This window comes from Spongiactinospora rosea, from assembly GCF_003315795.1.
Classification (GTDB): domain Bacteria; phylum Actinomycetota; class Actinomycetes; order Streptosporangiales; family Streptosporangiaceae; genus Spongiactinospora; species Spongiactinospora rosea.
The window spans coordinates 576,588-590,667 of the sequence record NZ_QMEY01000002.1; the positions used below are offsets into that span (position 1 = coordinate 576,588).

The 14,080-nt window shown below is 70.8% G+C and carries 14 protein-coding genes; 7 read left to right on the plus strand and 7 right to left on the minus strand.

What is annotated here, in order from left to right:
- Positions 1-3: 3 nt before the first annotated feature.
- Entirely contained in the window at positions 4-948 is a 945-nt protein-coding gene (locus DP939_RS07725) for an aldo/keto reductase (RefSeq protein ID WP_113979900.1), read from the minus strand.
- 83 nt (positions 949-1,031) lie between these two features.
- On the opposite strand from DP939_RS07725, the gene DP939_RS07730 reads away from it, so the two are divergent.
- Positions 1,032-1,616, plus strand: coding sequence for a TetR/AcrR family transcriptional regulator (locus DP939_RS07730; RefSeq protein ID WP_113979901.1), 585 nt, complete (start codon positions 1,032-1,034; stop codon positions 1,614-1,616).
- Positions 1,617-1,624: 8 nt separating this feature from the next.
- Here DP939_RS07730 and DP939_RS07735 read toward each other — a convergent pair whose 3' ends face one another.
- Positions 1,625-2,230: a hypothetical protein gene (locus DP939_RS07735; RefSeq protein WP_147267914.1), complete on the minus strand. Its 606-nt coding sequence runs from the start codon at positions 2,228-2,230 to the stop codon at positions 1,625-1,627.
- 167 nt (positions 2,231-2,397) lie between these two features.
- Between DP939_RS07735 and DP939_RS07740 the strand changes: the two genes are divergently transcribed.
- From DP939_RS07740 to DP939_RS07755, 4 genes are all read left to right on the plus strand, one after another.
- The gene (locus DP939_RS07740; RefSeq protein WP_113979903.1) at positions 2,398-3,249 is read left to right on the plus strand and encodes a polysaccharide deacetylase family protein; all 852 of its coding nucleotides are present in this window, start codon (positions 2,398-2,400) and stop codon (positions 3,247-3,249) included.
- Between the two features lie 99 nt (positions 3,250-3,348).
- Positions 3,349-4,536, plus strand: coding sequence for a cytochrome P450 (locus DP939_RS07745; RefSeq protein ID WP_225878095.1), 1,188 nt, complete (start codon positions 3,349-3,351; stop codon positions 4,534-4,536).
- 276 nt (positions 4,537-4,812) lie between these two features.
- Positions 4,813-5,418, plus strand: a complete 606-nt coding sequence (locus DP939_RS07750; protein WP_158578498.1) for a papain-like cysteine protease family protein — start codon at positions 4,813-4,815, stop codon at positions 5,416-5,418.
- On the plus strand, positions 5,415-6,215 hold the full coding sequence (locus DP939_RS07755; protein WP_113979906.1) for a hypothetical protein: 801 nt from the start codon (positions 5,415-5,417) through the stop codon (positions 6,213-6,215). Before DP939_RS07750 ends, DP939_RS07755 begins: the two co-directional genes overlap by 4 nt.
- Positions 6,216-6,258: 43 nt before the next feature.
- Here DP939_RS07755 and DP939_RS48625 read toward each other — a convergent pair whose 3' ends face one another.
- The 3 genes from DP939_RS48625 to DP939_RS07765 all read right to left on the minus strand — a co-directional run bounded on the left by DP939_RS48625 (position 6,259) and on the right by DP939_RS07765 (position 7,283).
- The gene (locus DP939_RS48625; protein ID WP_263972304.1) at positions 6,259-6,381 is read right to left on the minus strand and encodes a hypothetical protein; all 123 of its coding nucleotides are present in this window, start codon (positions 6,379-6,381) and stop codon (positions 6,259-6,261) included.
- Entirely contained in the window at positions 6,375-6,584 is a 210-nt protein-coding gene (locus tag DP939_RS07760) for a hypothetical protein (RefSeq protein ID WP_113979907.1), read from the minus strand. Before DP939_RS07760 ends, DP939_RS48625 begins: the two co-directional genes overlap by 7 nt.
- Positions 6,585-6,803: 219 nt before the next feature.
- A complete protein-coding gene (locus DP939_RS07765) occupies positions 6,804-7,283 on the minus strand; it encodes an STAS domain-containing protein (RefSeq protein WP_113979908.1) in 480 nt (159 codons plus the stop codon).
- A 724-nt stretch (positions 7,284-8,007) separates the two neighbouring features.
- Between DP939_RS07765 and DP939_RS07770 the strand changes: the two genes are divergently transcribed.
- Entirely contained in the window at positions 8,008-8,265 is a 258-nt protein-coding gene (locus DP939_RS07770; RefSeq protein WP_113980105.1) for a MerR family transcriptional regulator, read from the plus strand.
- 688 nt (positions 8,266-8,953) lie between these two features.
- Here DP939_RS07770 and DP939_RS07775 read toward each other — a convergent pair.
- Together DP939_RS07775 and DP939_RS07780 are read right to left on the minus strand one after the other, a co-directional pair.
- Positions 8,954-9,805 (minus strand): hypothetical protein, encoded by an 852-nt coding sequence (locus DP939_RS07775; RefSeq protein WP_225878096.1) that lies wholly within the window; start codon positions 9,803-9,805, stop codon positions 8,954-8,956.
- Between the two features lie 238 nt (positions 9,806-10,043).
- On the minus strand, positions 10,044-10,613 hold the full coding sequence (locus tag DP939_RS07780) for an Lrp/AsnC family transcriptional regulator (RefSeq protein WP_225878097.1): 570 nt from the start codon (positions 10,611-10,613) through the stop codon (positions 10,044-10,046).
- A 54-nt stretch (positions 10,614-10,667) separates the two neighbouring features.
- On the opposite strand from DP939_RS07780, the gene DP939_RS07785 reads away from it, so the two are divergent.
- Positions 10,668-14,051 carry an indolepyruvate ferredoxin oxidoreductase family protein gene (locus DP939_RS07785; protein WP_113979909.1) on the plus strand — a complete coding sequence of 1,128 codons (3,384 nt, stop codon included), beginning with the start codon at positions 10,668-10,670 and terminating at the stop codon, positions 14,049-14,051.
- Positions 14,052-14,080: the final 29 nt, after the last annotated feature.

Genomic DNA, 14,080 nt, shown 5'->3' on the forward strand with positions numbered 1-14,080 from the left:
CGGTCAGCGCAGCGGTACGTCGGCCGACCGGGACGGGACGGCGTTGAGCATGGCGAGCGTGTCCGCGTCGAACGTGATCGAGGCCGCGGCGACGTTCTCCGCGAGGTGGCCCGCGTCGGCCGTACCGGGGATGAGCAGCACGTTGGGGGAGCGCCTGAGCAGCCAGGCCAGGCCGACCTGTGCCGGGGTGCGGCCGAGGGAGCGCGCCACCGCCCGGACCGCCGGTTCGTCGGCCACGCTGGGGAGCTCCGCGAACGTGCTGCCGAGCGGGAAGAACGGAACCCAGGCGATGCCCTCGGCGACGCACGCCACGAGCATGTCGTCATCACCACGGGTCAGCAGGTTGTAGGCGTTCTGCACGCACACGATGCCCGCGGGAAGGGCCCGGCGCAGCATGCTGAAGGTCACGTTGCTCAGCCCGATCGCGCCGATCTTGCCCTCGTCGCGCAGCGCGGTCAGCACGGCGAGCTGATCGTCCAGGCCGACCGCCTGGTCGCCCTCGGCGATCAGCCCCGGCCCCATGTCGAGCCGCCGGAGGTTCACGATCGGCAGCCGGTCCAGCCCAAGGCCGCGCAGATTGTCCTCGACACTCGCCCGTAGTTCCTCGGGCCGCTGCGCGGGGCGGACCGGGATGGGCCCGTCCGGATTCGGCGCGCCGCCGACCTTGGTCACGACGAGGACCCCGTCGCCGGGCCGGATCGCCTCCCTGATCACCTCGTTGACGAAGCCGTTGCCGTAGAAGTCCGCGGTGTCGATGTGATCGACGCCCAGTTCGACGGCGCGGCGGACGAGCGCGAGGGCGGTGCGGCGATCACCCTGCAGCCGCTCCAGTTGCATCGCCCCGAATCCGATACGTGAGACGGTCCGCCCGGCGAGCGTGGACGCGCCCCCGGCGCGCGGTAAGCCGGCGGCGGTCAGGTCGGTGGACGAGGTGCCGGTACCCAGCATGAGGGCTACCCTTCTCGTAGCAAAAGAGAAAACGGAGGAGCCTCCGTAACGCCGACTGTAGCACTACCGGAGGTGCCTCCGTTTTGACTTCCGAAGAACCGGCGCCCCCCAGGGCCGCCCGGCCCGCCCGCGCCGACGCGCGGCGCAACCGCGACAACCTGCTCGCCGCCGCGCGCCGGGCCTTCGCGGCGGCCGACGGCGCCGTCCCGCTGGAGGGCATCGCCCGTGAGGCCGGTGTGGGGATCGGCACCCTCTACCGCCACTTCCCCACCCGCGAGGCACTGGTCGAGGCGGTCTACTCCGCCGAACTCGACGATGTCACCACCGCCGTGCCCGTCCTGCTCGCGCGGTTCCCGCCGGAGATCGCGCTACGCGAGTGGATCCAGCGTTACGCGGCCTTCGTCGCGACGAAGCACAGCATGATCGACACACTGCGGGCCGGTTGGGCCTCGGGGCGGATCGCCACGCCCGCCACCCGGGAGCGCATCACCGGCGCCATCGCGGCAATCCTCGCCGAGGGGGCCCGGACGGGTTCGTTGCGCGCGGACGTCGATCCCGACGACATCACCTCGCTACTGTTCGGCGTGTTCCTGTCCGCGGAGCCCGGTGACCCGCCGGACCGGGGCGTACGACTGCTCGGCCTGGTGATCGACTCCCTGCGTCCATAGGAGCACCGTCAATCGAGGATCCGGCGGATCACCTCCAGCAGGGCACGCAAGTCCTCCTGGGGGATACAGTGTCGCGGGGTGTCGAGGCGGCCGGTGTCGAAGGCGAAGACCCGCTCGGGGTGGAGCGTGTTCTCCGGGCCGATCGGTATGGTCCAGATGACGCCGGTCTCCGGAACGGTGTTGAAGGCCCGCCCGGAGATCACGATGTAGGCGTCGTCACCGTCGTGGACGATGTCGCCCTGGTCGAACCGGGCCGGTCGTTCCAGCGCCGCGCGATGCGCTGACAGCACCGGCTCGGGGGCGGCGTAGAAGGGCTCGTCGCCGAAGATGCCCCACCGCACGAAGTCCAGGACGCGGCGGACGTGGTCCTGGTCGGGTTCGTTCAGTTCCTCCTCGTCGAGGTCGGTCCGGGCGACGTGCTCAAGCGCCTCCACGGCCAGCCCGCCGCCCCCGGGCGCCGCGGGCACGATCCAGATGTACTCGGTGCCGGGCGCGTTGTTGTACACGTTGCCGGAGACCACCAGGCACAGTCGCTCCTTCTTGACCGCTAATCGCCACCGGCGGCCCAGACCACGTTCCCGGACCGCCTGATAGTGGTAGCTTCCCTGCCGCACGATCCCACCTCCTTCACCCGCGAGCCTCTCCCGAACCCGGCCGTCGATCAAGGTGGTTCCCCGGCCCAGAAGCCCTCTGGCCGGAGATCGCTTGGCCGCTTATAGTTAGGAAGCTTTCCTATTCAGATTTCTGAGCGCCTCGTTCCCCCCAGCGAAAGGCCCTCGCCATGCGACTGCGCGTACTCGCGACATGCGTGACCACCGCCCTGTCACTGACCCCGGCCGCGCCCGCGTACGCCGACGGCCCCACCGGCGAGCTCGTCAGGACCACCCGGACCGGCGGCCAGGTCGTCGCGCTCACCTTCGACGACGGCCCCTCGGCGCTCTACACCCCGAAACTGCTCGACCTGCTGCGCCGGTTGCGCGTGCGCGCGACGTTCTGTCTGATCGGCAGCCAGGCCAAGGCCAACCCGGGCCTCGTGCGCGACATCGCCGCCGACGGGCACGCGCTGTGCAACCACAGCTACGACCACGACTTCATGTCCACCTGGACCCCTGAGCGGATCCAGGCCGACCTGACCGCCACCAACGACGAGATCCGCGCCGCCGCGGGCGATCCGGACCTGCCGATCCGGTACTTCCGCGCGCCGTACGGGGCCTGGGGCGTCACCCCGCGGACCGCCGCCGACCTCGGCATGACCGCGCTGGCCTGGGCCGTGGACCCGACCGACTGGGACGGCTCGCCCAGCGACGTCATCATCCAGCGGCTGAACGCCCAGCTCAAGCCGACCGCCGTCATCCTCTCCCACGACGGCGGCGGCGACCGCGACCCGACCATCGCCGCCTACGAGCAGGTGATCCCGCAGTGGCGCAAGGCGGGCTGGTCCTACGACCTCCCCGCGGTCACCGGCGGCCCCTACCCGCCCGCCTGCACCGCCCCGGCCTGGCGTCCGCACACCCTGTACGGCAAGGACAAGCGCGTCTCCCACGACGGCCGCGTGTACCAGGCCCGCTGGTGGACCAAGCTGGCCAACCCGGCCACCGCCCGCTGGGTCTGGCACGACCTCGGCCCCTGTTGACGGGTCTCGCCCCGTTGCGTACGTTCCACGCAGGGTGACGTGGTGTGGGCGTCCCGGGATCGCGGAGGGCTGGGTATGACCGGCGGACCTGATCGGAAAGTGACCTGGCCGGACATCGTTCCCGGGCCGGTGGGGACACCGTCACCGGAGTTCGCCCGCAGGCGGGAGGCCGGGCCGCTCGCGCCCGCGACCATGCCCAGCGGCGACCGCGTCCCGGTCGCCGTCGGGTACGACGACGTACGGGCGGTGCTGAGCGCGCCCGCGTCCAGCCGCGACCTGCGCGGGCCGGGGCTGCCCCGGATGGTCAGCGGCACCGCCATGGACGACGACCCGGTCTCCCTGATCAACCAGGACCCGCCCGTGCACACCCGCTACCGCCGCATTCTGTCCGGCCCGTTCAGCCCGCGGCACACCGAGCCGTGGCGACCGCGCGTGGCCGCGGTCGCGCAGGGCCTGCTGGACGGCTTAGGCACGGACTTCGAACTGGTCCAGGCGTACGCGATGAAGATCCCCGGCCGGGTCATCTGCGACCTGCTGGGCGTGCCCACCGACCACCACACGCAGTTCATCCGGTGGACCGACATGTTCCTCAGCACGTCCACGGCCACCGAACAGGCCCGGTACCAGGGCTACACCGACCTCATCGGGTACGCGGCCGAGCTGGTCGCCGAGCACCGCCGCACACCTGGCGATGACCTGGTGGACATGCTGATCGCGGCCGGCGACGAGCACGACCGGCTGACCGAGGCCGAAGTGGTCAACGCGGTGTACTCGCTGATCACGGCCGGGTACGAGACGACGGCGGCGATGATCTCCCGGGGCGTCCTGCGGCTGCTCCTGCACCCCGCCCAGTGGGCCGAACTCGTCGCGGACCCGGAGCTGGCCGACACGGCGGTGGAGGAGGTCCTGCGTTATGACGGGCCGCCCGCCAACCCCTTCATGCGCCGGATGACCGAGGACACCGACATCCCGAGCGGCCCCCTGCCCGCGGGGACGGTCGTGCTGCCGCTGATGAACGCGGCCAACCACGACCCTCGCGCCTTCCCGGACCCGTCGAGGTTCGACATCCACCGATTCGCCGGCCACACCCACCGCCCCCATGTGGCCTTCGGCTACGGCCCCCACCGCTGCCTCGGCGCGGCCCTGGCCAAGATCGAGCTCACCGAGGCCGTCAAAACCCTGGCCGTCCACCGCCCCGCCCTCTCCCTGGCCACCCCGCCCGAAACCATCCCCTGGACCGACGGCCTGGTCCTCCGCCCCCTCACCCTCCCGGTCACCACCGCCTGAATGTGGTGATTTCCGCGCCGTTGGCATAAACGGCCAAGGTCCCGCTCCGCCGTCCGGCCTTTCCGGCATGCCCTCGAAAAGCCCGATCAGGCCGTCGGGCCGGGGCATTTCCATGCGTTCTCTCCGGGAAAACATGCTCAGGTATTCAGCGTTCCGAACGCCGGTCATCCCAGCCTCGCATTATGGGCAAGTGGGATTACCCGCCCTTGTCAACCCAAGTGACTATGGATGTGGACTTCCAGCGGCTCTAGAGGCTCTAGAGGAAAGGCAGGGAGAATGCGAATCAAACCGCAGGGCGAAGGCGCGCGCGCCGCTCGATTAACGCGGGGCGTGGTGTCCGGGCTCGCCGCGGTGGCCGTCGGCGTGGCCGTCGCCACCGTGGCCCCCGGGGCCGCCTGGGCCGGAGACCTGAACATCCAGCAGGAGAAGCAGCAGCAGAACCAGTGGTGCTGGGCGGCGAGCGGCCTGACGATCGCGAAGTTCCTCGGCAAGGGCAACATCGACCAGAACGGCTTCTGCAACATCTCCCGCGGGCGTCCGCAGACCGGCCGCTGCCCCAACCAGGCGGGCTACCTCCAGTGGGTGCAGCGCGGGTTCCAGGCGCTCGGCCTCTCGCCGGGCGTGGTGGGCAGCCCGCTGGCGTACGCGTCGCTCAAGTCGCAGATCGACGCGCGCAAGCCCGTCCAGACCGGGATCTACTGGACTGCGGGCGGTGGTCACTCCCAGGTGATCTACGGCTACGACGACGCCTCCCAGTCCGTCTCGTACGGCGACCCGTGGCCCTCCAGCCCGACGTACAGCGAGATGAGCTACAGCCAGTACCGCAGCAACCGCCAGTTCCGCTGGGCCGAAGCGCTCTCGCAGATCGGAGGCGTGCGGTGAAGCGATCGTTCCTGGGCGGGTGCCTGCTCGCGGCCGCCCTGACCGTACTGTCCTGCGGTACCGCGATGGCGGCGGCGCCGCCGCCCGGCGCCCCCTCGGCCGCCGACATCTCCGCGGCCGGTGCCTCGGTGGCGCAGCCGGCGACGTACGACCGGCTCGCGCGCTTCTTCGTCCGCCTGGACCGGCACCAGGCGGGCAGGTTCACCAGCGGTGAGGTGAGCGAGTCCGCGGCGGCGGCCAAGGCTCCGCAGCTCACCGGCTCGGTCCACCCGGTGTACTCACTGAGCCCCGAGTTCGTGCGCGGCGACGCGAACGCTCCGGTCGCGAGCTTCGCCTACCTGGCGACGGGCGCGCGATCGGCCACCGGGCAGCAGGCGTCGCTGTGGCTGGAGAAGAACGCCCGGGGGGCCTGGGAGATCGTCAACATCGTCTCCAGCCCGTACGACGCGACCTATCCGGCCCAGGCCGGAACCGGCCAGGTCTTCACCGAGCCCCAGATCCACGCCTGGTACCGCCTCGCCGGCGACCGGGTGACCCCGCTCAACCCGGAGGCCACCGCCTCGGTCGGCGCGGCGGGCCTGTCCCTCGCCGAGTACCAGGCCCTCGTCCACGGCCGGTACGCCGACAAGCAGGCGGGCTCGGCCTACCAGCAGGAAGGCAAGCTCGGCGGCTTCTCCACCACCCCCGACACCCCCTCGCCCGCCCCGGCCATCCTCGCGGGCGCCCTGCTGGCCGCCGGCCTCACCGCGGGCATCGCCATCACCCGCAACCGCCGCACCCCCGAAGAATCCGCCTAGCCCCCGCGCAGCCGGACGTGTGGGACCCCACTCGGTCCGGCACCTATCCCAGCGGGCCGCCCCGTCCATGCTTCGGGGCGGCCCGCTCCGCCAGGTGGACGGTACCGCCGGGGCCGTTGAGGATGACCAGGGCCATCGGCCGGAAGATGATCGCGCGGATCAGCATCTGAGGTCCGTCGCGGCCGGGGTGGCGTCGTGGTACAGGAGTCCGTCGGTGACGATGATCGCGTCGGCGTACCCGACGGGCCGCCGGTACGGGGAGAAGTCGATCGGCCGAGACCACCGGCGCGGGTTCGCCCACGCGACGCGGTCGGCGACCGCCCATGAGTGGACTGCGATCTCGGCGTGAGCGGTTCTGAGCGGCGTCACGGTGACGGTTCGCCGAACCTCGCGTATCGGGGCCGATTGCGATTCGAAGCCTCGGAAGTGGCTTTCACCAGGCAAAACGTGGAGGTTGTGGAGCAGGGACTCAGTTCGAGTGGGGCTTCGATCCGGTCACAGGTGCTCAGCACCCGGTTCCGGTCGCCGTTCAGATTCGGCCGTCGGCCGTCTGGCCGTGCCTGTCATGATCCTTGGCCTGGCCCGGGTTCACGTGCGGGTCACCGGCGACAGGCGTCCCGGGCCGTCTCTGCCCGTGCCGGTGCCCTGGGGCCGGCTGTGAAGCTGGGGGAAGACGTGGTCGAGACCGGTGCGGCGCAGCAGCCGTGCGCATCGGCCCTGCGCCCCGGCCAGCACCAGCTCGCCGCCGCGCCGCCGCGCCCTGCGGTGCGCGCCGATCAGCGCGCCCATGCCCTCGAAGTCGCAGAACGCCAGCCGGGACAGATCCACCACCACGGCGGCGGGCCGGGGTGCCAGCGCATGATCCATCTCGCGGGCGAACTCGGCGGCCGTCGTGGTCCCCAGCTCGCCCCGCAGGCCGATCACCGGACACACCGCCGAATGCCACACCGTGATCGCCAGCCCATCCCTCCGCCCCTGATCACGGTCGTGCCTCTGGTCGTGGTCGTGGTCGTGGTCGCCCATCGCCATCACCTCACCCCAGGCTCTGCCCGCGGCTGCGTCGATCATGTGGTGCGCGAGCAGATGCTTTCCCTGATCGCGGAAGAAAATCTGTAGTCGTCGCGGTAGACATTCGCGCGGGATGGGGATAACGTTTCTAGCAGAGCAAGGGACGGATCCACGAGGGCAGCGCAGCACGAGCACCACGATGAACTGCCCGGACGGACGTGGACAGCAAGATAGAACACAGCAGTACAGAGCGAGGAAGGCAGAAGGTCGGACTGCCCGCGGCCAGTGCAGTGGAAGAGGGTCGGGGCGGTGGACGCGCTGCCGTTGTACGAAGCCGGCACCAGCGGTCGGGGTGTCGGCGCAGGAAGAAACCGGAAGGGAGTGTTGAACGCCATCAGGATCGCCCGTGGTCGGCCAGATGTCAGCGCCGCACGGGTACCGCAGCTCCACGGACAGGACGGTGGTCTACGGTCACGCTTACGCGATCCCCGCACCCCGCCTCAGCAGGCGGCCATCTGCGGAAGAAGTGAACCGGCCCGATGGCCGGTCGATGGTGTTAAACCTCATTCGGGCCCCGGCGCATCCAGGCGCCGGGGCCCCTGTTCGCGTTTGGGAAGGTTGAATGGATCAAACCCACCAGGTGTCGCATCCCAGGGGAGAACGACACCACCGCGCATCCGACACGCCGGCCGGCGGCAGGACCGGCCCAGGGGCCGACAAACCGGCCGCCGTCTCCGGCAGCCCCGAGCAGCGGCTCGACGACGAGGACTACCCGGCCTACAGCATGGGCCGGGCCGCGGAGATCCTCGGAGTCAGCCCGGCGTTCCTGCGCAGCCTCGGCGCCGCCAAACTGATCGAGCCGTTGCGCTCCGAAGGCGGTCACCGCCGCTTCTCCCGCTACCAGCTCCGCCTGGCCGCCCGCGCCCGCGAACTCGTCGATGCCGGCACCGCCCTGGAGGCGGCCTGCCGCATCATCATCTTGGAAGACCAGCTTGCCGAGGCGTTGCGCATCAACGAAGAACTGCGTCGCCAACGCGACTGACCGCTTGCGTTCCGGCCCCGGCAGAGCCGGGGTCACCGGGACCGACGGTGGTCCGGCACCAGTGGCACAGGCGCGGCGTTTCCTGAGGCCCGTGCTGTGCGCGACACTCGGCGCGTCATGACCGGCACTGCCAGAATCCGGCCAAGCGGCTACAGAGCGCTACTGACACTTTCTTGTCGCGGCGGTTGTCAGTTTCTTGTCGCTTGGTCCCTCTTCCACAACCTCCACGTTTTGCCTGGGCACGGTGGAAGGCCGGCCCGAGGCGACCAGCGCCGTCCACTGTCCAGCGGGCCCCTCTTTGCCGGCACGTACTCGAAGGCCGCCCACCCCGCCACGACATGGCCGCCGCCCACCGCCCGACAGGGCCGCGGAACCCGAAACTTATCCGAGGCGGGCAATCCCCCCAGCGCCCCGGCGCAGTACTCGGCCTCCTCCACCGTCCCCACGCGCTTCACCACCGCATCCCCGACCCGGAAGCTCTCCCCCTGCCCCCGTCCAGCGCCCGGACGTCCCCCACCAGCCCGAACCCCGCCGGCACCTCCTCCGAAGGCCCACCCACCGGATTCACCCGGCCTCCCTTGACCCCACACCATTCTCGGCAAAAGCACTGAAAGGCGAACGCCAGAGGCGTTCGCCTTATTGATTCAGCGCGTTCCGGTATTGATTATTCTATCGCGGGCCATAAAACTCAGCCGGGCGGGAAGTTGCCGTTCTTGGCCACCGGGACCGCGAGCTGGCTGCGGCCGAGGAGGGTGGCGCGCTCGACGGGGAGGCCGCGCAGGACCGGGTTGATGTGCCGCAGGGTGAGCGGCAGGTTCTGGATGGCCGTGCCGGAGGCCAGGTCGTACTTCTCCAGGTCGATCCACTGGATGACGCGCAGCAGCTCATCCGGGATCTCGTCGCCCTTCTTCTGGACGGGGACGCAGAGCTGGCGGGCGTCGGTGACGCGGACGTCACGCGGGCGGATCGCGCGGGCCACGACCGGGTTGAGCTGGGTGAGGCTGAGCGCCCGGTTCATCGGCGTGTTCGGGGTGATCGCGTAGCAGGCCAGGTCGATGTGCGAGATGAACTCCAGCGCCTCCTTGCTGGGCGGCACGGTGTCGTTCTTCAGCACCGGCACGCAGAGCTGTTGCAGCGCGCCCACGGCCACCTGCTGCCGGCCGAGGTCGGCGAGCACCGGGTTGAGCTGGCTCAGCACGAGCGACGTGTTGAGCGCCGCGCCGATGGTCCGGTAGCAGGCCAGGTCGGTGAAGCTGATGAATTCGAGGACGCTCTTCGGCGGGATGACCTGGTTCTTGGCGACCGGGGTGCACAGTTGCTCACGCGGGCCGAGAGCGACGGTCTGGCTCGGCTGCTTGGCGAGCACCGGGTTGAGGTGGCTGATGGTGACCTTCGGGGCCCCCGGCGGCTGGTAGGGGTCGGTGGCGAAGCACTCCAGGTCCAGGTAGGAGACGTACTCCTTGGGCGATGGAACGGCGACGGCGGTGGCGGGCGGGGTCACCAGGAATAGCACGGCGAGTAATGCGACGGCGGCGGACACGAGGCGGTGGATCGCCGATAATCCACGCCTGCGGATTGCGGTGGCGGATCGGTCCACGAAGGGCTCCAAACGTGGGGGGTGCGGGGTCTCCTGTTCACAGAGTGTGTTCCGCCGTGGCCGTTCTGACAATATCGGTGTCCGCTTTTTGTCGCGCGCATTTCCAGCGTTTGAACAACCCTGGTCGCGCGGCAGGGTGTAGGCATTCCAGGCCGACCGATCCGGGAAACTCCGCCGATCGTCAGCGCCGCCGGGCGAGATCGCGGGCGACGCGTTCGATCAGGGGCTTGATGCGGCGCGGGATACGGCGGCGCAGGACCGTTTCGGTACGGCTGCGGATCACGCCGGGGACGGCCAGGATCCGCTGGATCACCTCCTCCAGGTTCTCCGGCCCGGTGGACACCACCTGGCAGAGCAGGTCGCTGTCTCCGGCGATCGAGTCGGCCTCGATGACCTCGGGGATGGCGGCCAGGTGCTCGGTGACCTGGTCGAGCACGCCCTGGGAGAGGTTCAGCCGCATGTACGCGAACCCGGGGAAGCCCATCGCCGCCGGGGAGATCGTCGGCGCGTAATCGGCGATCACCCCGATCCGGGCCATCTTGTCCAGCCGGGCCTGCACGGTGCCCCTGGCCACGCCGAGCAGGCGGGCGTACTCCCGCACCCCGGCCCGGGGCCGGTCGATGGCGAGGTTCAAGATCGACAGGTCCAGCTCGTCGAGGGCGTCAGGCATGGCCAGTTGCCCGGTCGCGGCGGGACGGATGAAGGGGAGATCGAGCCATTGGCCCACCTTATCCGCTAACTCTTGCGCCATCAGCCGCCGAATGCCCTAAATGGGTGCACAGTCGGCATACGAAAGCGGGCCGAAATGGCGATTTCCAGCGACCGATATGTCGCCACAGCGGGTCGGATCCAACTGACCGGCATCCAGGCGCTCGCGCGCCTGCCGATCGACCAGCACCGCCGCGACACCGCGGCGGGACTGCGGGTCGGCACGTTCGTGTCCGGCTACGAGGGGTCCCCGCTGGCCGGGTACGACCTCGAACTCGGCCGCATGCGCGAACTCCTGACCGCCAGCGACGTCACGTTCGTCCCCGGGCTCAACGAGGAGTCCGCGGCCACGGCGGTGCAGGGCAGCCAGCTCGCCGGGACGTTCGAGGACAGCACCCGGGACGGCGTGCTCGGCATCTGGTACGGCAAGGCGCCCGGCCTGGACCGCGCCACGGACGCGCTGCGGCACGGCAACCTGATGGGCGCGCACCCGAACGGCGGCGTACTGCTGCTGGTCGGGGACGACCCCGGCGCCAAGTCCTCCAGCGTGCCCTGCTCCTCGGACTTCGCCTTCGCCGACCTGGCGACGCCCTTCCTCTACCCCGCCGACAGCGGCGATGTCCTGGACCTCGGCCTGCACGCCGTCGAACTGTCCCGCGCCTCGGGCCTGTGGACCGGGCTGAAGATCGTGACCGCCGTCGCCGACGGCTCCTCCACCGTCGATCTGGCCGCCGACCGGCCGCTCCCGCTGCTGCCCGACGGCGCCGGGAAGCACGTCCCCACCGCCCGCCTGCTCCAGCCCATGCTCGGCCCGCTGGAACGCGACCTGGTCACCAACCGGCTGCGGATCGCGCGCGAGTACGCGCGGCTCAACGGCCTGAACCGGATCACCGGCCGGGGCCGCGCCGACCGGCTCGGCATCGTCGCCGCCGGACGTACCTGGCTCGGCCTGCTCTCCGCGCTGGAACGGCTGGGCATCGCCGAATCGGACCTGGCCGAGTCGCCGCTGCGGCTGCTCAAGGTCGGCATGCCGTTCCCGCTGGAGGACACGATCGTCCGCGAGTTCGCCGAGGGCCTGGAAGAGATCCTGGTCATCGAGGAGAAGCGGTCGTTCCTGGAAAGCGCCGTCCGCGACATCCTGTACGGCACGGCCGCCGCGCCCGTGCTCACCGGCAAGACCGAGCCCGGCGGCGCGGAGCTGATCCCGGCGTACGGCGAGCTGGACGTGGACGCGATCACCCCGAGGCTGCGCCGCCGCCTGACCGCCCACGGCATCGCCACCAAGGACCTTCCATCCCGCCGGATCGAGCTGCCGCTGGTCGCCCGCACGCCGTACTTCTGCTCCGGCTGCCCGCACAACACCTCCACCAAGCCGCTGGAAGGCTCCCTGGTCGGCGGCGGCATCGGCTGTCACGCGATGGTGCTGCTGATGGACGAGGCCCAGGTCGGCACGGTGACCGGCCTGTCCCAGATGGGCGGCGAAGGACTCCAGTGGATCGGCATGGCCCCCTTCCTCGGCCGCGACCACTACGTCCAGAACCTCGGCGACGGCACGTTCGACCACTCCGGCTCGCTGGCGGTACGGGCCGCGGTCGCGGCGGGCGTCAACATCACCTACAAGCTGCTCTACAACTCGGCCGTGGCGATGACCGGCGGTCAGCAGGCGGTCGGCGGCATGGGCGTGCCGCAGATCGTGGACATCCTGCTCGCCGAGGGCGTGGCCAGGGTGATCGTGACCACCGAGGACACTGCCAGGTACCGGGGCGTCCGGCTGCCGCGCGGCGTCGCCGTCTGGGACCGCTCCCGGATCGCGCATGCGCAGGAGGTGCTGGCCGCCACCCCCGGCGTGACCGTGCTGCTGCACGACCAGGAGTGCGCGACCGAGCAGCGGCGCAGGCGCAAGCGCGACAAGTCGCCCAAACCGGAGACCCGGATCTTCATCAACGAGCGGGTGTGCGAGGGCTGCGGCGACTGCGGCCGTAAGTCCAACTGCCTGTCGGTCCAGCCGGTGGAGACCGAGTTCGGCCGCAAGACGGCCGTCCACCAGGGCTCCTGCAACCTCGACCACAGTTGCCTTTCCGGCGACTGCCCGGCGTTCATGTCCGTCCAGGTCCCGGCCGGTACGCGGCCGAAGGGACGGCCCGGGGCCACCGACGTGAACGACCTGCCGGACCCGGAGGGCGTGGTGTCCGGCGCGGAGTTCGGCGTCCGGCTGACCGGCATCGGCGGCACGGGCGTCGTCACCGCCTCCCAGATCCTGGCGACGGCCGGGCTCATCGCCGGATGGGACGTACGGTCCCTGGACCAGACCGGCCTCGCGCAGAAGGGCGGCGCGGTCGTCTCCGACGTACGCCTCCGCCGGGCACGGCCGGGCGGCGGGTCCAACAAGCTGGCCGCCGGGGAGTGCGACCTCTACCTGGGCTGCGACCTGCTGGTGGCGGCCGACCCCGGCAACCTGGCCGTGACCTCCCCGGACCGGACGTTCGCGGTGGTCTCGACCTCGCGCGTGCCGACCGGCCGCATGGTCAGCGACCCCGCCGCCACCTTCCCCTCGGTGCCGGACACCACGGCCGCCGTCATGGACCAGGTGCGCGCGGGCCACGCGCTGGACGCCCGGGAACTGTCCGCCCGCCTCTTCGGCGACGACCAGTACGCGAACCTGCTGATGATCGGCGTGGCCTTCCAGTCGGGCGCGCTGCCGCTGCCCGCCGCCGCCATCGAGGACGCCATCACCGGCAACGGGGTGGCCGTGGCGGTGAACCTGCGGGCGTTCCGGGCCGGACGGCGGTACGTCGCGGACCCGGCCGCGTTCGCCACCGAGGACACCGCGGAAGAGCCGCCCGGACTCGACCGCGTGCTGCGCATCCGCGTCGCCGAGCTGACCGCCTACCAGAACGCGGCCTACGCCGCCCGCTACCTGGCCGCCGTCGAGAACGTCCGCCGCCGCGAGACCGCCGCCTTCCCCGGATCGACGGCGCTCACCGAGGCCGTGGCGCGCAACCTGCACAAGCTGATGGCCTACAAGGACGAGTACGAGGTCGCCAGGCTCTGCCTCGACCCCACGGTCTCGGCCCAGGTCACCGAGCTGTTCGGCGACGAGGCCCGCGCCTCCTGGCACCTGCACCCGCCGCTGCTGCGCGGCATGGGCCTGTCCCGCAAGCTCAAGCTGGGCGGCTGGTTCCGGCCGGGCTTCCAGGTGCTGTACGCGATGCGCCGCCTGCGTGGCACCGCGCTCGACCCGTTCGGCCGGGCGAAGGTCCGGGTCATCGAGCGCGAACTGGTCCGCGAGTACCTGGACCTGATCGACGCGCTCACCCGGCACCTCGACGAGCGGACCTTCGACGCCGCCGTGGAGATCGCCGGCCTGCCGGACATGATCCGCGGCTACGAGGACGTGAAGCTGGGCAACATCGAGCGCTACCACGAGAAACTGGCCACCCTCCGCGCGGACCTGACCGGACGAGCCGCGATGACCAGCTAGCCCCCACCCACCGGCACGGCAGGGAGGCA

What these genes read in the sequence shown, in the direction of transcription:
- DP939_RS07750 (WP_158578498.1), top strand. Translation starts at nt 4,813, where the DNA reads ATGCGAATCAAACCGCAGGGCGAAGGCGCGCGCGCCGCTCGATTAACG.
- DP939_RS07780 (WP_225878097.1), bottom strand. Translation starts at nt 10,613, where the DNA reads ATGGCGCAAGAGTTAGCGGATAAGGTGGGCCAATGGCTCGATCTCCCC.
- DP939_RS07740 (WP_113979903.1), top strand. Translation starts at nt 2,398, where the DNA reads ATGCGACTGCGCGTACTCGCGACATGCGTGACCACCGCCCTGTCACTG.
- DP939_RS07785 (WP_113979909.1), top strand. Translation starts at nt 10,668, where the DNA reads ATGGCGATTTCCAGCGACCGATATGTCGCCACAGCGGGTCGGATCCAA.
- DP939_RS07725 (WP_113979900.1), bottom strand. Translation starts at nt 948, where the DNA reads ATGCTGGGTACCGGCACCTCGTCCACCGACCTGACCGCCGCCGGCTTA.
- DP939_RS07765 (WP_113979908.1), bottom strand. Translation starts at nt 7,283, where the DNA reads ATGATCGACGCAGCCGCGGGCAGAGCCTGGGGTGAGGTGATGGCGATG.
- DP939_RS07770 (WP_113980105.1), top strand. Translation starts at nt 8,008, where the DNA reads ATGGGCCGGGCCGCGGAGATCCTCGGAGTCAGCCCGGCGTTCCTGCGC.
- DP939_RS48625 (WP_263972304.1), bottom strand. Translation starts at nt 6,381, where the DNA reads ATGCTGATCCGCGCGATCATCTTCCGGCCGATGGCCCTGGTCATCCTC.